This window comes from Aeromonas rivuli, from assembly GCF_020149575.1.
Lineage (GTDB): Bacteria > Pseudomonadota > Gammaproteobacteria > Enterobacterales > Aeromonadaceae > Aeromonas > Aeromonas rivuli.
Genome location: NZ_CP079742.1, coordinates 2,451,139 through 2,472,308, shown reverse-complemented (window position 1 = coordinate 2,472,308; position 21,170 = coordinate 2,451,139). Strand labels below are relative to the sequence as shown.

Sequence of the window (21,170 nt, the reverse complement as noted above, 5' to 3'; positions counted from 1 at the left end):
TCGGGCGGCCTTGTTCTTTATCGGGATTGGGCAGACCCATCAGCCACAGCATTTCTTGTGTTTCTTGCCACTGCCACAGGGGCAGGGATCGTTGCGTCCGGGCAGAGGGCACGCGTCATGGGGAAACTGGACACCCTCGGTATAGACCCAGCGCCCTGCCAGGCGCGTGAAGCGGGAGCGCTCATGGAGACAGTGACGCTGCCCCCCTTGAATAAACCAGGCCTTGAACTCGACCTGGCCCTCCTCATCATCCGGGGTGCCAGCTTGGGTGGTCACTATTTCAAGCCCCGCCCAGCGGGTATCCATACGACTCAGCTCGTGGGCAGTCAGCCCCCCCAGAAAGTCCGGGTGCCAGCTCTGTACCAGATAGTCACCCAGTCCCAATACGAAGGCGCTGTAGCGCGAGCGCATCAGCTGTTCGCAGCTCGCGGCGGATTGGCCCTGATGCAGGGGCGCGCAGCAGGTCTGGTAGGAGAGGGGGGAACCGCAAGGGCAAGGGGTCATGGCATAGGCCGTCTTTGAGTCAAATGTGCGGGGATTGTAGCCAAGCGAGGGGGCCACAGACCAGTACCGCAGCATAATCAGTGATCGGGGCCGGGGATCTGACAGTGCAGTTTGGGGATTGGCCGAGAATATGGAACAATTAACCATTGTTCGCCGTTTCGTTAAAAGACCCTATGAATGAGATCGTGAAAGGCAGTATCGATTTGATCCGGCAGCTCAACTATGGGCTGGTCTACGCCAGTCTGGAGGAGCACAAGGAGCTGTCACGCACCGATCTCTCCCGCCTGACCGGACTCTCCCCCGCCAGCATCACCAAGATCACCCGGGAGCTGCTCGATGGCGGCCTGGTGGTGACCTGTGGCGAAAGTTCCGTCGGTCGGGGTCGGCGCCAGATCCTGCTGCGCATCAATGAGCGTCGCTTCCAGTTTCTCTCCATGCGTCTGGGCCGTGGCTATGTGGACATGGCGCTGTTCGATCTGGCGGGCCGCTCTTTGGCGCGCCATCGTCACCAATTCAGCGAAACCGAGCGGGGGGATCTGCTGGCCAGCCTCATCAAGGCGATAGAGAGCTTCCTGCCCAAGCGGGCCCTGCGTCTGGCCTGCATCGCCCTCTGCCTGCCGGGTCAGGTGGAGCGCCATTCCGGCATGGTACGTCACTTCCCCTTCTATGATCTGCGCAACTGGCCCCTGGGGCCGACCCTGCAGCAGGCATTCGCGGTGCCCGTGCTGGTCAGCGGCGATGTGCGCACCTGGATCCAGGCCGAGCGCGAGTGGGGGGCGGCCAAAAATTGCGCCGATGCCGTGCTGGTGTTCGTCCATAACGACATCGGGGTGGGCATGGTGGTCAATGGTCAGCTGATGGAGAGCGAATCCGCCATGCTGGGGGATCTCAGCCACCTGCAACTCGAACCCTATGGCCAGCGCTGCTATTGCGGTGGTTTTGGCTGTGCCTGCACCCTGGTCACCAATCAGGCGCTGGAGGCTCAATACCGTGAGCTGCGCGAGCGGATAGGCGGGTCGAACTCCGACTTGCCCGAGAGTGTCACCATTCGTGAGCTGTGCGAGCTGGCCCTGGCGGGCAATGGCCTGTGTCAGGACATCTTGCATCAGGCCGCAGGCCGCCTCGCCCGGGTGCTCTCCAATCTCATCTGCCTGCTCAACCCGGGTAAATTGCTGCTCGGTGGCGAGATCACCCGCGCCGACCGTCTGCTGTTCCCCATGCTGCATCAGGCGCTGGCGAGTCAGTTGCCCTCAGAATACCTGGTGCGCTTGCAGATAGAGTCGACCCACTTCTACGAAGATCCCACCAAGCCGACCTCGGTGCAGGTACACAAGGCGCTGCGCGACGGCAGCCTGCTGCTGGATCTGCTGCGGGGCGGTGGCAACGAGTCATGATGGCGGGGATGCTGGTCAGAGGGCGCGGCGCAGGGCGCCCCTCATGAAACTGGGACTGCAGGGACGCTTCCTTCTTATTCTGTGTTGTATCAGTCTGTTGCAGCTGATCTTGCTCAGCACCGCCAGCTATTACTATGTCTCGGAGCAGCGTTATCGTGAGGTCGGCGATCAGGCTCTGGACGTGGCTCAATTGGTGGCGCGGGATCCCGCCGTGATCACCGGGGTGCGCCGGGCCGACACGGCGCGCCTCAATCAGCTGGTTGAAAAGACCCGGGTCGATGTTGGCGCCAGTTTCATCGTGATCGGCGACCGCAATGCCCTGCGGCTGGTGCATCCGCAGCGCGATCGGATCGGCAAACCGATGGTGGGGGACGATCCGACCCGGGCCCTGGTCAACGGGGAGTCCTATGTCTCCCATGCCAAGGGATCCCTCGGGGTATCGGTGCGCGGCAAGACGCCAATCCGGGATGAGCTGGGCCAGATCATCGGCGTGGTCTCGGTCGGTTATCTGGTGCGTGACATAGACGCGGACTTGCGTGGTTTCCTGCGCTTTGGCCTCCTTATCACCCTGCTTATCGTGTTGCTCAACAGCCTGGCCGCTGGCTGGCTGGCGCGGCGCTACAAGAAAGCCATCTTTGGCTTTGAGCCCGAACAGATAGGGCGCCTCTATGCCGAACTCGACTGTACCCTGCGCACCGTGCGCGAGGGGATACTCACCATCGATGGCGAGGGGCGACTCACCTCCATCAACCCCAATGGCATCAAGCTGTTGCACCTCGATGAACAGCAGGCCAGGGGAGCCATAGGCCGCCCCATCAACGATCTGCTGCCAGAGACTCGCATGCTGTCGCTCATCCATGATCCCAAGCCGCAATATGATGAGGAGATCTGGCTCAACGGCCAGCATCTGATCGTCAACCGTCTGCCGCTGGTGCGCGATGGCGAACTCATCGGGGCCGTGTCGAGTTTCAGGCGCAAGGATGAGCTGGCCGAACTGAGTGCCCAGCTCAGCCAGGTGCAGGCTTACAGCGACCTGCTGCGGGTGCAGACCCACGAACACAACAATCAGCTGGGCACCATCGCCGGGCTTATCGAACTCGGTGCCCATGAGGAGGCGCTCGCCTTCATCGGCCGTGAGGCGGGCACAGAGCAGACTCTGCTCAGCTTCCTGATGGCGGCGATCGCCAAACCCAAGGTGGCAGGGCTGCTGCTCGGCAAGTATCACCGGGCCCACGAGCTGGGACTGGAGCTCATCGTCGAGCCGGATTCTCGCCTGCACGATATTCCCGCCAGGGTGTCGGGCTCCCAGCTGGTGACCCTGCTTGGCAACCTCATCGACAACGCCTTCGAGGCGACCCGTCGCCATGGTGCGCCCTATGCCCCTATTCGGGTGTCGATGACGGATCTCGGTCAGGACCTTATTCTGGAGGTCGAGGATGGCGCTGGCGGTGTGGCCCCCGAGCTGCAGGATCGGCTATTTGAACCCGGCGTCAGCAGCAAGGCCGAACAGGGTCATGGCATAGGTCTGGCCCTGGTGCGCAAGACCCTGGATGCGCTCAAGGGCGATATCGTCATCGAGGCGACCGAACAGGGCAGTTGTTTTGTCTGTTACATTCCCAAGGATGTGTGAATGATCAAGGTATTGATAGTGGAGGATGACCCGGCCATCGCCGAGATCCACCGCCGCTTCGTCGAACGGCTGCCCGGCTTCGTCCTGTGCGGTCTGGCGCTCACCCTCACGGATGCCCGCGAACAGATAGCCGTGCTCAAACCCGATCTGGTGCTGCTCGATGTCTGGCTGCCCGATGGCGAGGGGCTGGGTCTGCTCAAGCAGTTGCGCCAGGAGGGGGCCGAAGTGGATGTCATCCTGCTCACTGCCGCGCGGGAAGCGGCTACCTTGCAGGAGGCGATGCGGCTGGGGGTGGTGGATTTCATCTTGAAACCCGTGGTGTTCGAGCGGCTCAAGGGCACTCTGGAGAAATACCGGCAGAGCAGCCAGGCCCTGGCCAGTCTGGCCGATATCAGCCAGCAGGATGTGGATGCCCTGTTTGGCAGCAGCGCAGGCAGTGCCAACCCGCTGACCCTGCCCAAGGGCATCGATGCCCTGACCCTTGAGCGGATCCTGAGCGCCCTGGCCGGCGAGGGGGCCAATGCCGAAGAGATAGGGGCGAGAGTGGGGGTGAGCCGTACCACGGCCCGCCGCTACCTGGAGTTTCTGGTGGGTCAGCAGCTGGCGTTCCCCGAGCTCGAATATGGCACCGTCGGGCGACCCGAGCGCCGTTATCGTCGCCGCTAATCTCATACTCATCGCTAGCAGAAAAAAAGAGCGCCATCATGGCGCTCTTTTTATTACTGCCTGTTATCACTCTGGTTTATCAAGGTCTCTGCTCGTTATGGGTAGGGTACTGAGGCGGCAGAGTGCCATCGATTCAGGAATGAGTCACCGGCTCACCTTTGGGCTCCTTGCGGCCTTGCCACCATTGCCAGAGCGGGATCATCAGCATGGCGACAGTGATGACCGTGAAGCCGAGGGTGATGGGGCGCTCCCACATAAAGCTCATGGAGCCGTCATTGATCAGCAGGGCGCGGCGCAGGTTGTCCTCCAGCATGCCGCCCAGGATGAAACCGAGCAGCATGGGTGCCATCGGGAAGTTGAGCAGGCGCAGGCCGATGGCCGCCAGGGCCACGATGACCATGACATAGATATCTATGGTGTTGAATGACACCAGATAGACCCCGATCAGGGAGAAGAGCAGCACCATGGGGATCAGCACGGGGCGTGGCACTTGCAGGATCTTGGCCAGGTAAGGGATCAGCGGCAGGTTGAGGATCAAGAGCACCACGTTACCCAGATACATGGAGATGATCACCGACCAGAACACTTCCGGATGCTCCATGAACAGACGCGGACCCGGCTGTATGCCATAGGCTATCAGGGCGCCGAGGATCAGGGCCGTGGTGCCAGAACCCGGGATGCCGAGGGTCAACAAGGGCACGAAGGCGCCACTGGAGGCGGCATTGTTGGCCGCTTCCGGGGCCGCAATACCGGTAAGACTGCCATGGCCAAATTCGGCCCGCTTTTTCTTGCTGGCAAAGTTACGTTCAGCACCATAGGCCATGAAGGAGGCAATGGTGGCACCGGCGCCCGGCAGCACACCAATGAAGAAGCCAAGCACTGAGGAGCGAATGGTCGGAGTGGCTATCTCTTTGACTTCACTCTTGCTGAGTTTGAGGGAGCCAAGTTGCTGCATCTGTTTGGCTTCTTCAGCGCTGCTGTCCTTGCCAGGACGCAGTACCGCCATCAGGATTTCGGCCAGGGCGAAGGTGGCCATGGCCAGCAGCAGGAAGGAGAAACCATCGCGCAAATCTGGCAGCCCGAAGGTGAATCTGTCCACGCCGACGCTGCGGTCTATGCCGATGGTGGAGATCATGATGCCAAACAGCGCCATGATCAGCCCCTTGAGCACCTGGCCCTTGCCGGCAAAGGCCGCCACGGCGGAGAGGCCCAATACCATGAGCGCGAAGTAGTCCGCCGATTGGAAGGAGAGTGAGACCTGTGCCAACAAGGGGGCCGCCACCATCAATATGATGGCAGACAGGGTACCGCCGACGAAGGAGGCGTAGGCGGCAATGGCCAGTGCCTTGCCCGCATGACCCTTGCGAGCCAGGGGATAGCCATCGATGGCGGTGATCATGCTGGCCGCACAGCCGGGGGTGTTGATCAGGATGGAGGCTGTCGAACCACCAAACATGGAGCCGTAATAGACCCCCGCCATCAGGATGATGCCGGAGGAGGGATCCAGCCCATAGGTGAGGGGGATCATCAGGGCGATAGCGGTGACCGGGCCCAGGCCCGGCAACATGCCGATAAAGGTGCCGACGAAGCAACCCAATACCACCATGAAGAGGTTGATGGGCATCATGGCGGTGCCAAAACCTTGTAAGATTCCGTCTAACATAATGTTTCCTTTAACCCATCAATTGGGTAAACAGCCGGCCCGGCTCGAGATAGACATGCAGACCCTTGGTCAGCAAGGCCCAGAAGCACAGGGTGAACGGCAGACTGATTTTTATGGCATAACTCCAGCGTGGCTCGCCCATCAAACGGATCCCGACCATCACGAACAAGATGGTGGAGATGAGGAAGCCCAGCCAGGTCAGTGCAAACCCATAGGCCACCATCAGCAGCAACAGGGAAAAGACCAGCCGCCAGTTACCCTCCTCTTTACCCAGGCGTTCGCCACCGGGAAAGGCAAGCAACACGATGGACAGCACTACGCCGATAGCCGCGAGTGCATAGGGCAGGGTGCTGGCGGTAAAGGGTTCGAACTCATCTCCCGGGGAACTTGGGATCTGGGTGGCATAAAATCCATAGATCAGGGAGATCAGCAAAAACAGCAATCCCCCGAACCGCTCCTTGGTGATATTCATCTTCTTCTTCTCCTACAAAGGTGGCGACCATGATGATTCGCCACCTTGACCAGCACTTACTGCTTGATGAAACCGAGTTCTGTCATCAAACCACCAATCTGCTGCTCCTGCGCATTGAGGAAGGCGGTGAACTCGGGGCCAGCCTTGTAGAGGTTGGTCCAGCTGTTACGGGTCCTGACGGCTTCCCACTCCGGTTTGTCATACATCTGCTTGAGCAGGGTGGCGTATTCGGCCGACTTCTCCGGCTTGATGCTGGGGGAGGCAAAGAAGCCACGCCAGTTGGCAAAGACGGTGGGGTTGCCCTGCTCGCTGAAGGTCGGCACCTGATCAGCCCCTGGCAGACGCTTGTCCGAGGTGACTCCCAGGATACGCATCTGGCCAGATTTGACTGCCTCCATCGCCTCGCCAAATCCGGTGGAGATGGCTTGAGTTTCCCCGGCCAACACGGCGGCCATGGCGCTGCCGCCCGCATCATAGGCCACGTAGCGCAGCTGGCTGGCATCGGCGCCAGCATTCTTGAAGGTCAGGGCCGCCACCAGATGGTCCAGGCTGCCACGGGCCGAGCCACCGGCAATTTTTACCTTGGCGGGATTTTCGTTATAGGCAGCCAGCAGCTGCGGCCAGTTTTGGTAGGGGGAGTCCGCCTTGACGGCCAGGGCCTGGTAGTCGGCGATGATGGCGGCAACCGGGGTCAGATCCCGGAAAGATTGCGGCAGCTCCTTGGAGAGGGATTTGACGATGATGGGGGTGGAGTTGACCATCAGGGTCTTGTCTGACTGGGCCGAGGTCTCGATGAGGTGGGCGATCGCCTTGGCACCGCCACCGGCAGACATATTCTGGTAAGAGACTGTCTCCACCAGGCCGGACTTGGTGAGTGCCTCACCGGTGCCGCGGGCCGTGGTATCCCAGCCACCACCTGCACCACCCGGGATCAGGATGTGAAGTTCATCAATCTGGGCATGGGCGCCGAAGCTCAGTGCGAGCAGGCTACCGATCAGGGTGCGTTTGAAGGTTCCTTGCAACATGGTGCTCTCCTTGTGATTGTTGCAGGAAGGTTAACGGTGGGTGGTGCATTGGAAAAGATTGTGACCGAAATGGCTATTTAGGCTCTTGTGGCTATTTTGTTCATTCTGTTTTCAGTGTGTGACGGGGCCATGCTAGCGGGATCAACCAGGGTCTTGGACTCGCTGACTGGCCCGGCAACGACCGAGTCACGCCATGGCAAGGATGGGGGCTGGATGGGTGAACAGGGCACAGGCACTGGGGCGTCAAAGATGGAAGGGGAGACGGCTGGATAGCGACAGATAAAAAAACCGGCGCCTGGGCGCCGGTTTTTGTTCACATCGACTCTGTTACAGAGAGGCGGTGAAGGTACGGGTGATGACGTCTTGCTGCTGCTCTTTGGTCAAAGAGTTGAAGCGCACGGCATAACCGGAGACGCGGATGGTCAACTGCGGATATTTCTCCGGGTTTTCCATGGCATCGAGCAGCATCTCGCGGTTCATTACGTTGACGTTCAGGTGCTGACCGCCTTCCAGGTTGGCTTCATGGTGGAAGTAACCATCCATCAGGCCCGCCAGGTTGGCTTTCTGGGACTCCATGTCCTTGCCCAGTGCGTTCGGCACGATGGAGAAGGTGTAGGAGATACCATCTTTGGCGTAGGCGAACGGCAGTTTGGCCACGGAAGTCAGCGAGGCAACGGCACCCTTCTGGTCACGACCGTGCATCGGGTTGGCACCTGGGCCAAACGGCGCACCGGAGCGACGGCCATCCGGGGTGTTACCTGTCTTCTTGCCGTACACCACGTTGGAGGTGATGGTCAGCACGGACTGGGTCGCCACGGCGTTGCGGTAGGTGTTGAGCTTCTGAATCTTCTTCATGAAGCGCTCGACCAGGTCACAGGCGATGTCATCGACGCGGGCGTCGTTGTTACCGAACTGCGGGTACTCACCGTCGATCTCGAAGTCGATGGCCACGCCATCTTCGTCACGCACCGGCTTGACCTTGGCGTACTTGATGGCAGACAGGGAGTCGGCGGCTACGGACAGACCGGCGATGCCGCACGCCATGGTGCGATAGACGTCACGGTCGTGCAGCGCCATCAGGGAGGCTTCGTAGCTGTACTTGTCGTGCATGTAATGGATGATGTTCAGGGCGGCGACATACTGCTTGGCCAGCCAGTCCATGAAGTGATCCAGTCTGTCCATCACGTCGTTGTAGTCGAGGTACTCGGAGGTCACCATCTCGGTTTTGGGGCCGATCTGGATCTTGAGTTTCTCGTCCATGCCGCCGTTGATTGCATAGAGCATGGTCTTGGCCAGGTTGGCACGGGCACCGAAGAACTGCATCTGCTTGCCGACGATCATCGGGGAGACGCAGCAGGCGATGGCATAGTCATCGTTGTCAAAGTCGGCACGCATCAGGTCGTCGTTCTCGTACTGGACGGAAGACGTCTCGATGGAGACCTTGGCACAGTACTTCTTGAACGCCACCGGCAGCTTCTCGGACCAGAGTATGGTCAGGTTCGGCTCGGGGGAGGGGCCCATGGTGTACAGGGTGTTCAGCATACGGAAGCTGTTTTTGGTGACCAGGGTGCGGCCATCCACGCCCATGCCCGCCAGGGTCTCGGTGGCCCACATCGGGTCGCCGGAGAAGAGTGAATCGTATTCAGGGGTACGCAGGAAGCGAACCATGCGCAGCTTCATGACCATGTGGTCCATCAGCTCCTGGGCTTCTTGCTCGGTGATCAGGCCTTTCTTCAGGTCACGCTCGATGTAGACATCCAGGAAGCTGGAGGTACGACCGAAGGACATGGCGGCACCGTTCTGGGACTTGACTGCCGCCAGGTAGGCGAAGTAGGTCCACTGCACCGCTTCTTTGGCGTTTTTGGCCGGTACAGAGATGTCGCAGCCATATTTGGCAGCCATCTCTTTCATCTGATCCAGGGCGCGGTATTGATCGGAGATCTCTTCGCGCAGGCGGATGGTGGCTTCCAGGTTGACGCCATTTTCCAGGTCGTCTTGCAGAGACTTGAACTGAGCCAGTTTGTCGGCCATCAGGAAGTCGATGCCGTACAGGGCGACACGACGGTAGTCACCGATGATGCGGCCACGGCCGTAGGCATCGGGCAGACCGGTGATGACGCCGGATTTACGGCAGTTCAGGATGTCCTTGGTGTAGACATCGAACACGCCCTGGTTGTGAGTCTTGCGGTATTCGGTGAAGATCTTCTTGACCATGGGGTCCAGCTCGCGGCCATACACCTTGCAAGAAGTTTCAACCATCTTGATACCGCCATTGGCGATGATGGCGCGCTTGAGCGGCTTGTCGGTCTGCAGACCAACGATCTGCTCCAGGCCCTGGTCGATGTAACCGGCATCGTGAGCGGTAATGGTGGAGGGCAGGTCAGTATCAAAATCGACCGGCGCATGGGTGCGGTTCTCGATCTTGATGCCTTCCATGACCTTGTCCCACAGCTTGGAGGTCGCCTCAGTCGCGCCAGCCAGGAAGGACTCGTCACCTTCATAGGGGGTGTAGTTCTTCTGGATGAAGTCGCGGGTGTTGACACTGTTCTGCCACTCACCAGGAGCGAAGCCTTCCCATGCTGCTTGGAACTGCTCGTTACGTTCTGCCATTTTCATTACCTCACAAGGTATTTATGTGTCTGTCGCCGTCCTTAATGATGGCGACGGAAGATAAACCAGTAAGTCAGACCAACCATGACGCCGCCACCAATGATGTTGCCAATGGTCACGGGGATCAGATTGTGAAAGACGAAGTTCGAAACGGTCAGGTCGGCATATTGCGCCGGGTTCTGGCCGATGGCCTGCCAAAACTCCGGGCTGGCGATGGCGTGGATAGCGATGCCAACCGGGATCATAAACATGTTTGCGATACTGTGCTCAAACCCTGAGGCGACGAACATGGCCACCGGGAGCAACATCACCATGACTTTGTCGGTGGCACTGCGGGCACCGAACGACATCCACACCGCCAGACAGACCATCAAGTTGCAGAGGATGCCCAGCGCCACTGCCTCGAAGAAGCTGTGATGAAGCTTGTGCTGTGCCACATTCAGGGCATTGAGCCCCCACTGGCCATTGTCGGCCGTGTACTGTGCCGAGATGACGATGAGCGCCACCATGAGCAGACCGCCGATGAGGTTGCCAAAGTACACCAGGCCCCAGTTCTTGAACAGCTGCGCCCAGCTGATGCGTCCGGCCGCCTTGGCCACCAGGGTCAGGGTGGTGGAGGTGAACAATTCGGCGCCAAGCAAGACGCAGAGAATGAGCCCCATGGAGAAGCAGAGGCCGCCAATCAGCTTGCTCATGCCCCAGGCCATGTCACCTGCCCCTGTGGTGACGGTGATATAGAAGATGAAGGCGAGAGCGATGAAGGCGCCAGCGGTGATGGCGAGGGGAATGACTTTATATGCGGGCTTGGTGGCCTTGGCATAGGTGATGTCTTCAGCCAGTGCGGCTATAGCTTCGGGCTTGAGACAGTCAAAGGGGGATTCTGCTTTCAATTGTCATTGTCCTGCAAATTTTGCCTGTGGAAATCATAACAAAGGGGTTGATCCCCAAAATTGATGCCGATCAAGATTGGCTGATTGTGAATGTAATTTTACTACAGTTTTAATGGCTACTCTGGCCTTCACTGGTGGTTGGTAGTTTCAACTGATATATAAATTATGTTTTTATAACTAAATGATTTTAGTCAGGTTATAAAATTACAATTCGGATGAGCCTGGCTATGCCGTTTGCCTCTGTCCCCATTTTCAGTACGGCCTTCAGGATCCCCCTAAAGAGGTGATTTCTGTTGGTTTTTATCATGGGATCCTGCGCGAAAACCCAGTATAGCCGAGAGTAGACCGGTTACATATGACAACTATCCTGTTCGGTGCTACATAGCGCCCACAGGGCGCGGGTTGCTCTCCTCACGGATCCGGACAAGATCTCATGACGACAGCATTCTGATGGAGCTGATCAAGTCCCAGGTTTAATGGGGCGGGAGCGCGTCGAGGTGAAGACGACAGCGACAGACAGGGAGAGGCACGATTCTAAAGTCTCGCAGATGGCGGGTCTGTGGGGCCGATGAGCCGCGAGAGGGAGGGGGGCGGTTTCGAGCTGCGCAGTTGCCGCACCGCGACAAAAGGCCATAAAAAAATCCGGCGCACTGGGCGCCGGATTTTGTGTATCGCAAAGCGGGGTGAGGTTACACCACGCCTTGGGTACGCAGGTAATCTTCGTAGGTGCCGCCGAAGTCGCGAATGCCGTTTTCAGTCAGTTCCATGATGCGGGTCGCGAGCGACGAGACGAACTCACGGTCATGGGAGACGAAGATGAGGGTCCCTTGATACATTTCCAACGCCAGGTTCAAGGATTCGATAGATTCCATGTCCAGGTGGTTGGTCGGCTCATCCATGATGAGGATGTTGGGACGCTGCATCATCAGCTTGCCGAACAGCATGCGGCCCTGTTCGCCACCGGAGAGCACCTTGACTGGCTTCTTGATGTCGTCCTGGGTGAACAGCAGACGACCCAGAATGGAGCGTACCGCCTGCTCGTCTTCGTTGGCCTGTTTCCACTGTGCCATCCAGTCGAACACGTTGAGATCGGTGTCGAAATCGTCTGCGTGATCCTGGGCGTAGTAGCCGATCTGGGCGTTCTCGGACCACTTGATGGTGCCGCTGTCCGGCGCCAGCTCGCCCATCAGGGTCTTGATCAGGGTGGATTTACCGATGCCGTTGGTACCCAGGATGGCGACCTTTTCGCCCACTTCCAGCATCATGCTGAGATCCTTGAACAGCGGCGCCTCACCATAGCCTTTGGCAACCCCTTCCACTTCCAGAATGTTGCGGTACAGCTTCTTCTCCTGCTCGAAGCGGATGAAGGGGTTCTGACGGCTGGAGACCTTCACTTCCTCAATCTTGATCTTGTCGATCTGCTTGAGGCGGGAGGTCGCCTGGCTGGATTTGGAGGCGTTGGCACTGAATCGGGAGACGAAGGATTGCAGGTCGGCAATCTGGGCCTTCTTCTTGGCGTTGTCGGAGATCAGACGCTCGCGGGCCTGGGTGGCCGCCGTCATGTACTCGTCGTAGTTGCCCGGGTAGACCCGCAGCTCGCCGTAGTCCAGATCCGCCATGTGGGTGCAGACGGAGTTCAGGAAGTGACGGTCGTGAGAGATGATGATCATGGTACTTTCACGATCGTTGAGCACCTGCTCCAGCCAGCGAATGGTGTTGATGTCCAGGTTGTTGGTCGGTTCGTCCAGCAACAGGATGTCGGGGTTGGAGAACAGCGCCTGTGCCAGCAGCACCCGCAGTTTCCAGCCCGGCGCCACTTCGCTCATGGGGCCGTTGTGCAGCTCGATGGGGATGCCGGCACCCAGCAGCAGCTCGCCCGCACGGGCCTCGGCGGTGTAACCGTCATACTCGGCGACCAGACCTTCCAGCTCGGCGGCCTTCATGTAGTCGTCGTCGGTGGCTTCCAGATTGGCGTAGATGGCATCGCGCTCGGCGATGGCGGCCCACAACTCACCATGGCCCATCATGACCACGTCCAGCACGCGCATCTCTTCGTAAGCGAACTGATCCTGGCGAAGCTTACCGATCCGCTCGTTGATATCCAGGCTCACATTACCGCCAGTGGGCTCAAGATCGCTGCCGAGGATCTTCATAAAGGTGGACTTGCCACAGCCGTTGGCGCCGATAAGGCCGTAGCGGTTGCCGCCGCCAAACTTGACGTTGATGTTCTCAAACAACGGCTTGGCGCCGAACTGCATGGTGATGTTATTACTCGAAAGCACTGGAATGTCCCGGTTGATCTGTCAAATGGCGCGCATTATGGCACAGATCTGCCGAAAGTTTTAGCAGGAACTGTGATCTGGCGCTATTGCATGGGGGGAACGGGTCATGAAAAAAGCCGGCCCAGGGCCGGCTTGTCAAGAAACTCAATCCTCTCAGTGGGAGCTGGCGCCGGAGGCACCGAGCCCGGTCTGGGAGCGCACGAACTGCGGGAAGAACTTCTGGTGTTCCTCGCTGGCGTTCTGGGACTTGTCGGTCACCGAGAAGAACCAGATCCCGACAAAGGCCAGCAGCATCGAGAAGAGCGCAGGGTATTCGTAGGGGAAAATCGCCTCGGCGTGACCCAGTACCTTCACCCAGATGGTGGGGCCCAGGATCATCAGGGTCACGGCGCTCACCAGCCCCAGCCAGCCGCCATAGACGGCGCCACGGGTGCTCAGGCGTGACCAGAACATGGAGAGGAACAGCACCGGGAAGTTGCAGCTCGCCGCGATGGAGAAGGCCAGACCCACCATGAAAGCGATGTTCTGCTTCTCGAACAAGATGCCAAGACCGATGGCGACGACACCCAGTACCAGGGTGGTCATCTTGGAGACGCGCAGCTCATCGACTTCGTTGGCTTTGCCGTCCTTCAGCACGCAAGCATAGAGATCGTGAGACACCGCGGAGGCGCCCGCCAGGGTCAGGCCGGCAACCACCGCCAAGATGGTGGCGAAGGCCACGGCGCTGATGAAGCCGAGGAACAGGCTGCCGCCGACCGCATCGGCCAAGTGGACTGCCGCCATGTTGGTGCCGCCGAGCAGGGCGCCGGTGGCGTCCTTGAAGTCCGGGTTGGTGCTGACCAGCAAGATGGCGCCAAAACCGATGATGAAGGTCAGGATGTAGAAGTAACCGATGAAGCCGGTGGCGTAGAACACCGATTTGCGCGCTTCCTTGGCATCGCTCACGGTAAAGAAACGCATCAGGATGTGGGGCAGGCCGGCGGTGCCGAACATCAGCGCCAGCCCGAGCGAGATGGCGGAGATGGGGTCGGCCACCAGGCCGCCCGGGCTCATGATGGCGGCGCCATTGGCGTGGACCTTGACGGCCTCGCTGAACAGAGCACCGATGTCGTAGTTGACCGATTTCATCACCATGATGGCCATGAAAGAGGCACCGGACAGCAGCATCACCGCCTTGATGATCTGCACCCAGGTGGTGGCCAGCATGCCGCCAAACAGCACGTAGAGCACCATCAGGATACCGACCAGCACCACGGCGATGTGATATTGCAGGCCGAACAATAGCTCGATCAGCTTGCCGGCACCCACCATCTGGGCGATCAGGTAGAGCGCCACCACCACCAGGGATCCGCTGGCAGACAAGGTGCGCACCGAGGTCTGTTTGAGGCGATAGGAGGCCACGTCGGCGAAGGTGTACTTGCCGAGGTTGCGCAGCCGCTCTGCGATCAGGAACAAGATGATGGGCCAGCCCACCAAAAAGCCGATGGAATAAATCAGGCCGTCGTAGCCCGAGGTATAGACCAGGGCGGAGATGCCAAGGAAGGAGGCGGCAGACATGTAGTCACCGGCGATGGCCAGGCCATTCTGGAAGCCGGTGATGCGCCCGCCGGCGGCATAGTAGTCGGAGGCCGAGCGGTTGCGCTTGGAGGCCCAGTAGGTGATGAACAGGGTGGCGGCCACGAAGGCCACGAACATGACGATGGCCGGCACGTTCAAGGGCTGGCGTTGCACCTCGCCGGTCAGCGCATCGGCCGCCAGCAGGGGAGTGGACATCAGGCTGCCGAGCAGCAGCAGAGACTTGCCTTTCATGATTGGGCTCCCTTGAGGATCTTGTTGTTCAGCTCGTCAAACTCGCCGTTGGCGCGATACACATAGATGCCGGTCAGCACGAAGGAGGAGAGGATCAGCCCCACACCGACGGGAATGCCACGGGTGATGGCGGAGCCTTCGCTCAGCGGCGTGCCGAGCCAGCCGGGGGCGAAGGCGATGAGCAGGATAAACGCCAGGTAGAGCCCCAGCATCAGGATGGAGAGGGTCCAGGCGAAGCGTTGGCGTTTGCTGACCAACTCCTGGAAGACAGGATCTTGCTGGATCCTCAGATAACGTTGCTGTTCCATTGCATTTCTCCATGACATGAATGTCGGCTGTGAATGAAGGATGTCTCTACCGAGCAGGACGCCCGCTCATGTAATGGAAATGTGAATTAAATGTTATTGATCGGCAATTAGACTTTGGGATAAGCCAGGGGGCCACCCAAGCGCAGACGCAGGAAAATGAGGGCGGCGGTGATGGCATCCGCCAGGGCGTCGTGGGCGGGCAGGGCAGGCAGCCCCAGATGGCTGCTGATGGCGGCCAGGTGCAGATTGATGACCGCACCCGGGTAGCGCCGATAGAGGTGATCGTGATAGAGCCGGCTCACCTCTATCCCCCGTTGCGGCAACTGCAGCCCCCACTGTTTCTGGCAGGCGAGGTTGAGGATGCGCAGGTCATAGGCGATGTGGTAGCCCACCAGTTCACGTGGGCCGATGAAGGCCAACAGCTGGCGCAGCGCGGCCTCCAGCGCCATGCCCTGCTGCAAATCTTGATGGCGCAGGCCGTGAATCGCCACCGATTGTTCGCTCAGGCTGGCGGGCGCCTGCACCCGCAGGGAGAGTGCCTCGCCGGTGAGCAGCCTGTTACCCTGGATACGCACCGCGCCGATGGCGACGATTTCCGCCTGCGCGGGATCCAGGCTGGTGGTCTCGAGATCGAGGGCTACCCACTCCTCCTTTGGGGGCGTAGCAAAGAGCGGGGCGAACTCCCCGTGACGAAAAGCCCGGCCAATCCAACGGCGTCGGCAGCGATTCCACATGTTATTGCCTCAGACGAAAGTGCAAGCCGAGCCACTGCTGGAATTTCTTCACCTGATGCAGGGCATGGCGCAGCAGATCCCGCTCGCCGTGACTGAGTGTCGCCACTCGCACCCGATCGTCGCCCTCCTTGAGTTGGCTGCGCAGGCGCAAGCGCACGAAGAGCCTAAACGCCTCCGCCAGATTGGCGCCGTAATCGCTGCTGAGCCGGCCCGCAGATACCAGCGCCTCGATGCGACCCAGGGTGGAGGTCTCCAGGATCTTGGCCTCCAGCGCCAGCAGGCGGATGCCGTGTACCAGCGCAAACAGGCCACCGCGCTTGAGATCCAGCCCCTCGGGCTCCTGGGCCAGCCGGCCAAACAGGGTGAGGGGGGTGTGAAAGGCGACCGCGGCGCGGGCCATCTCCGCCAGCAGATCGGGCCGATCGGCGAGCTGCTCCCTTAGCCTGTGGGCGATGAGGGGCAGCAGGCTGCGATCACCGGCGATGGGCTGGGCATCGGCCAAGGTGGCGAGCCAGAGCAAGTCGGCTTCGCTGGCCTCGAGGCAGGCCCGTTCTATTGCTTGCTGCCATTGCGTTGCTTCTTTCACCCAGGCGGGATTGTTGACCATCACCCGGCCCGGACAGGGGGGATAACCGAGCCGCTCCAGCAGGGCGCCGAAGGCGGCAAGGTCTGCCTGCTGGCTTGGCCACTGCAGGCTGGCGGGCAGGATCAGGGCGTTGTCCTGATCGGTCTTGAGGATTTGCTCGCTACGACCCTCCGATCCCAGCATCAGCAGGCACACCTTATCCTGCACCTCGGGGGGGATCACCAGGGCGAAGGCCTTGGCGATCAGCTGCTCGTTGAGGGTGGCGATGAGTCTCATCAGGAAGGCGGTGTGGATCCCCTGGGCAAATAGCGAGCGGGTCAGCTGTTGTTGTTCCCGGGCGACGGCCTCCAGGGCGGCCTGGCTGTCTGCCCGGGCGATGCGCAGGGTCAGTACATGGGAGTGGGTTGAGAAGAGCCCCAGCACCTGGGTCAGGTGCAGTATCCCTGCAACCTCCTGCCCCTGCCAGATGACCAGCCGCTTGATGCGGTGGCGGGTCAGCAGCAGCAGGGCGTCGAACAAATAGCTGCCTTGCGCTAGGCCGATCAGCGACGCCGGAGTCAGTACCACCAGCGGCGCCGTCAGAGGCAGTCCCTTGAGAGTCAGGGCATGGAGCAGGGTCTTGCGGGTTGCCAGGCTCAGACTGCCGTCGGCGGCGGGATAGAGCAGACAATCGCTGCTCTGGCTGGCCATGGCTTCGGTCGCGGCCAGCAGGCTGAGTCGGCTCTCGACGAGGAGCGGTGGCTGCAGGTGGCAGGGCTCAATCCGGGTCAGGATGAATTCCGCCAGATTCTGCTGGCCGAGTTGGCTGCGCCGATCCTGCTCGCGCTGGCGTTCCGTCAGGGTGGCGGTGAAGTAGTGGGCAAAATCGGGGTTGTCGGTGCAGAGCACCTGAAACACGGCGCGGGGAATGAGCTGGCAGAGGCAGTCCTCCAGGGCGCTGAAGCCATGGCGGCAGTGGCCATCGAACTGGGCGCGCACGTCGAACAGATCCCCCTCGCCATAATCCCCGAATGACTGGTGGGTGCTCGACTCCTCCACCGCCCCCTTGATGACGAGATAGAGCCCAGGCGGGGCTTCACCGGGGTTCAGTACCGTCTGGCCCGCCCGAAAGTAACAGATGCTGAGGCTCTGTCCGAGCCGCTGGCGCGCCGCTTCCCCGAGGCAGTCAAACGGCGGGCGGCTGAAGTTGAACAAGATGGTCATGGCGGGTCTCGGCCGGGGGCGTGAGGCCAGTCTGACAAAGCGGCCGGAGCGGGGCCAGCCGACTTTAGTCGCACGGAGGCTCTCGCCTCCCTGTACCCGTCGGTAACACTCTGATAATTTGGTGGTATGACCAGTATCGACTAAGGAGAGGGCAGGGGACATGGATAAACCAAGGGTCAAATGGGAGATCCGGGACGGCATCGCCGAGGTGATGCTGAGCCGGCCAGACAAGCTCAATGCGTTGGACTTGCCCATGTTCAGGGCCCTGGATCAGACGCTGCAGAGTCTGCGGCAGATGCCCGGGCTGAGGGCCGTGATCCTGCACGGAGAGGGGCGCGGCTTCTGCGCCGGGCTGGATGTGAAGGCCATGCTCAAGCAGCCGCTGGCCGCGCTGGATATCTTGAAGCGCGAGGCGGACGAGGCGACCAATCTGGCCCAGCGGGTGGCCTATGGCTGGCGTCAGCTGTCGGTGCCGGTGATCGTCGTCACCCAGGGGGTCTGTTTCGGTGGCGGCCTGCAGATTGCATTGGGCGCCGATTTTCGCTTCAGCACGCCGGATTGCCGCTTCTCGGTGATGGAGATCAAGTGGGGCATCATCCCGGACATGAGCGGCAGCGTCACCCTGCGCAACCTCATGGGCGTCGATACTGCCATGGAGCTTGCCATGAGCGGACGCGAGTTGCTGGCCCCCGAGGCCAAGGCGCTGGGGCTGGTGAGCCGGGTCTGCGAGGATCCCCTGGCCGAGGCCCGTGCTTTCGCCAATAGCCTGCTGGGTAAATCACCGGATGCACTGGCGGGGATCAAACACCTTTACCGTCAGGCTTGGGCGCACAGTGACGAGACGATGCTCAACGAAGAGACCCGTTTGCAGAGGCAGATCCTGGGACGCCCCAATCAGTGGCGGGCCACCCTCAACGGGCTGTTTGGCTGGCGACTGCGCTTTGGGCCACGCCGTGACCGGCACTGAGCCGAGCCCACGCCGGGCAGCAGACAACATGAAAAATGGCAGCCGAGGCTGCCATTTTGATGAGTGAATATCGGGCTTACTTGCTAGCACCTGGCTCGCGGTCTGGCTCGAATTCGTGGCCGTTATGTTCCTGCTCCAGATTGTGCTCGGAGCGGCGACCCGTCCAGTAGTCGGCGTTCTTGATGCCAAGCTTCTCGGGGTGGAAGACGGGGTCGACTCCCTGAGCCTTCTGGCTTTCGTAATCCTTCAGGCAGATGAAGGCGGTTTTTTGCATCAGCAGGATGGCGATGATGTTCAACCAGGCCATCAGACCGACGCCAATATCACCTAGTCCCCAGGCCAAGTCGGCGGTCTTGACGGTGCCGTACACGGTGGCGGCCATCAAGCCAATCTTCAGCACGAAGGTCAACCAGGGGCGATTGATCTTGCGGTTGATGAAGGCAATGTTGGTCTCGGCGATGTAGTAGTAGGCGACGATGGTGGTGAAGGCGAAGAAGAAGAGCGCGATGGCGACGAAGATGTTGCCAAAGCCGGGCATCATGCTCTCCATGGCGGTCTGCACATAGCCAGGGCCTGCGGCGATGCCGGCGATGCCGGTATAGAGGGCGGCGCCGTCCGGACCCTGTACGTTATAAAGCCCAGTAATAAGCAGCATGAAACCGGTGGCGGAGCAGACAAACAGGGTATCGATGTAGACGGAGAACGCCTGGACCAGACCCTGTTTGGCCGGGTGGCTCACGGCCGCTGCGGACGAAGCATGGGGGCCAGTACCCTGACCGGCTTCGTTGGAATAGATACCGCGCTTGACCCCCCACATGATGGCCAGACCCAGAATGGCACCGAAACCGGCATCCAGACCGAAGGCGCTCTTCCAGATAAGCAGGATGACACCTGGCAGTTGGCCGATATTGAGGGCGATGATGACGCAGGCCACAATGATGTAGCCCAGTGCCATGAAGGGCACCACCGTCGAGGCAAAGTGGGCGATGCGCTTGACGCCACCGAAGATGATGAAGCCCAGCAGCAGCGCCAGACCGGCGGCGGTGACGTTGGGGTCAATATCAAAGGCGGTCTGCAGGCTGGAGCCGATGGAGTTCGCTTGCACCCCAGGCAGCAACACGCCGCAGGCGAAGATGGTGGCGATGGCGAAGGTCCAGGCATACCAGCTCATCCCCAGACCCTTCTCGATATAGAAGGCGGGACCACCACGGAATTCACCGTTGATCTTCTCTTTATAAACCTGACCCAGGGTGGACTCCACAAAGGCGGAGCTGGCGCCCAGGAAGGCCACCATCCACATCCAGAACAGGGCGCCGGGGCCACCGAAGGTGATGGCGGTGGCCACCCCTGCGATGTTACCTGTCCCGACTCGGCCTGCCAGGGTCATGGTCAGCGCCTGGAAGGAGGAGACACCGGCATCGGTCGCCTTGCCATCCATCATCAACCGCACCATCTCTTTGATATGGCGCAGTTGCAGGAAGCGGGTGCGGCAGGAGAAATAGAAACCTACCCCGAGGCACAGATAGATGAGCGCAGGGCTCCAAATCACACCATTGATGGCATTGACGATCTCGTTCATGTACAACAACTCCTTTGTTGTGAGACTTCCGGCGGGCTTTTGCCCACTCGATCTTTGTTATTCAGTCATTTCTGCTGTCGGCATAGGCCGAGGCGTTTAACATATCGACTTGCTTCGGCGCTTCCCAGTGAAATTTGCGTTAATGTTGCCAATTTGTGAACTCGATATGGTGGCGCGCTTTTCACGGCTTGATTAACGGGATGAAACGGCGTTATTTTCTCCTGAAACAGTGCCTTGGCAGTGATATAGCAATTTTGAGGCCAATCATGAACGAGCAGATGGAAGATATCGGTCCCGGTGAGGGCATACGCCTGGCAGGGGTCGCCGATGCGGAGGTGATGGCGAGGCTCTTTGTCCAGCTCGGCTATGGGGATGAACCCGGCAGGCTGGTGGCGGATCTGCTGGCGATGGAGCCCGGACGACAGGTGCTGGTGAGTGAAAACCTGCACGGCGTGACGGGGGTGCTGGTGCTGCATCTGTTGCGGCCTCTGCATCTGGCGCCAGGCTGGGCATTGATCTCGGCGCTGGTGGTCGATGAAGAGGCTCGCGGTCAGGGCTGGGGGGCCGCCTTGCTGGCGGCCGCCGAACAAATGGCTCGGGAGGCCGGCTGTGGCCAGATTGAACTCTCCAGCAGCCCGCACCGTGAGCGGGCCCATCACTTCTATCAGCAGCAGGGTTATCGGGAAAAGCCAACGCGCTTCGTCAAATCCCTGCTATCACAATGACATCCCAATGGTCGAGGTATTGAGTGGCGAGCGTGTGGTCAGCTATCAGGGCAAGTCGCTTGCTCTGCACCCTGTTGGGTGCACCGAGTCAGTGCAAGGCCGTCGCAGATGCCCAATCACCGG

The 21,170-nt window shown here is 60.2% G+C and carries 17 protein-coding genes; 5 read left to right on the top strand and 12 right to left on the bottom strand.

Annotated features, from left to right (window positions below; genetic code table 11):
• Positions 1-39 precede the first annotated feature (39 nt).
• Complete coding sequence (locus KYK33_RS11565) at positions 40-504, bottom strand: YchJ family protein (RefSeq protein WP_224430598.1); 465 nt, start codon at positions 502-504, stop codon at positions 40-42.
• A 173-nt stretch (positions 505-677) separates the two neighbouring features.
• Here KYK33_RS11565 and KYK33_RS11560 point away from each other — a divergent pair, with 173 nt between their 5' ends.
• The 3 genes from KYK33_RS11560 to KYK33_RS11550 are packed head-to-tail and all read left to right on the top strand — an operon-like array spanning position 678 to position 4,194.
• Positions 678-1,898, top strand: coding sequence for an ROK family transcriptional regulator (locus KYK33_RS11560; RefSeq protein WP_224430597.1), 1,221 nt, complete (start codon positions 678-680; stop codon positions 1,896-1,898).
• A gap of 43 nt (positions 1,899-1,941) precedes the next feature.
• Positions 1,942-3,528 carry an ATP-binding protein gene (locus KYK33_RS11555; protein WP_224430596.1) on the top strand — a complete coding sequence of 529 codons (1,587 nt, stop codon included), beginning with the start codon at positions 1,942-1,944 and terminating at the stop codon, positions 3,526-3,528.
• Entirely contained in the window at positions 3,529-4,194 is a 666-nt protein-coding gene (locus tag KYK33_RS11550) for a response regulator (protein WP_042042134.1), read from the top strand.
• A 133-nt stretch (positions 4,195-4,327) separates the two neighbouring features.
• Here the strand turns inward: KYK33_RS11550 and KYK33_RS11545 are convergent, their stop codons facing one another.
• From KYK33_RS11545 to KYK33_RS11500, 10 genes are all read right to left on the bottom strand, one after another.
• Positions 4,328-5,857 carry a tripartite tricarboxylate transporter permease gene (locus KYK33_RS11545; RefSeq protein WP_224430595.1) on the bottom strand — a complete coding sequence of 510 codons (1,530 nt, stop codon included), beginning with the start codon at positions 5,855-5,857 and terminating at the stop codon, positions 4,328-4,330.
• 10 nt (positions 5,858-5,867) lie between these two features.
• Positions 5,868-6,329, bottom strand: coding sequence for a tripartite tricarboxylate transporter TctB family protein (locus KYK33_RS11540; protein WP_224430594.1), 462 nt, complete (start codon positions 6,327-6,329; stop codon positions 5,868-5,870).
• 56 nt (positions 6,330-6,385) lie between these two features.
• Positions 6,386-7,354, bottom strand: coding sequence for a tripartite tricarboxylate transporter substrate binding protein (locus tag KYK33_RS11535; protein ID WP_224430593.1), 969 nt, complete (start codon positions 7,352-7,354; stop codon positions 6,386-6,388).
• A gap of 327 nt (positions 7,355-7,681) precedes the next feature.
• Positions 7,682-9,964, bottom strand: a complete 2,283-nt coding sequence (pflB, locus tag KYK33_RS11530) for a formate C-acetyltransferase (protein ID WP_042042129.1) — start codon at positions 9,962-9,964, stop codon at positions 7,682-7,684.
• A gap of 41 nt (positions 9,965-10,005) precedes the next feature.
• On the bottom strand, positions 10,006-10,854 hold the full coding sequence (gene focA, locus KYK33_RS11525; protein WP_224430592.1) for a formate transporter FocA: 849 nt from the start codon (positions 10,852-10,854) through the stop codon (positions 10,006-10,008).
• Between the two features lie 689 nt (positions 10,855-11,543).
• The gene (locus KYK33_RS11520) at positions 11,544-13,136 is read right to left on the bottom strand and encodes an ABC-F family ATPase (protein ID WP_224430591.1); all 1,593 of its coding nucleotides are present in this window, start codon (positions 13,134-13,136) and stop codon (positions 11,544-11,546) included.
• 153 nt (positions 13,137-13,289) lie between these two features.
• A complete protein-coding gene (locus KYK33_RS11515) occupies positions 13,290-14,945 on the bottom strand; it encodes a cation acetate symporter (protein WP_224430590.1) in 1,656 nt (551 codons plus the stop codon).
• Positions 14,942-15,253: a DUF485 domain-containing protein gene (locus KYK33_RS11510; protein ID WP_050720192.1), complete on the bottom strand. Its 312-nt coding sequence runs from the start codon at positions 15,251-15,253 to the stop codon at positions 14,942-14,944. Before KYK33_RS11510 ends, KYK33_RS11515 begins: the two co-directional genes overlap by 4 nt.
• A 107-nt stretch (positions 15,254-15,360) precedes the next feature.
• Complete coding sequence (locus KYK33_RS11505; protein WP_224430589.1) at positions 15,361-15,987, bottom strand: 3'-5' exonuclease; 627 nt, start codon at positions 15,985-15,987, stop codon at positions 15,361-15,363.
• 1 nt (position 15,988) lies between these two features.
• Positions 15,989-17,776 carry a putative nucleotidyltransferase substrate binding domain-containing protein gene (locus tag KYK33_RS11500; protein ID WP_224430588.1) on the bottom strand — a complete coding sequence of 596 codons (1,788 nt, stop codon included), beginning with the start codon at positions 17,774-17,776 and terminating at the stop codon, positions 15,989-15,991.
• Positions 17,777-17,936: 160 nt separating this feature from the next.
• Between KYK33_RS11500 and KYK33_RS11495 the strand changes: the two genes are divergently transcribed.
• Positions 17,937-18,743, top strand: a complete 807-nt coding sequence (locus KYK33_RS11495; protein ID WP_224430587.1) for a crotonase/enoyl-CoA hydratase family protein — start codon at positions 17,937-17,939, stop codon at positions 18,741-18,743.
• Between the two features lie 76 nt (positions 18,744-18,819).
• On the opposite strand, the gene KYK33_RS11490 is transcribed toward KYK33_RS11495, so the two are convergent.
• Positions 18,820-20,322: an alanine/glycine:cation symporter family protein gene (locus KYK33_RS11490; RefSeq protein WP_224430586.1), complete on the bottom strand. Its 1,503-nt coding sequence runs from the start codon at positions 20,320-20,322 to the stop codon at positions 18,820-18,822.
• 266 nt (positions 20,323-20,588) lie between these two features.
• Here KYK33_RS11490 and KYK33_RS11485 point away from each other — a divergent pair, with 266 nt between their 5' ends.
• A complete protein-coding gene (locus KYK33_RS11485) occupies positions 20,589-21,047 on the top strand; it encodes a GNAT family N-acetyltransferase (RefSeq protein WP_224430585.1) in 459 nt (152 codons plus the stop codon).
• Positions 21,048-21,170 lie beyond the last annotated feature (123 nt).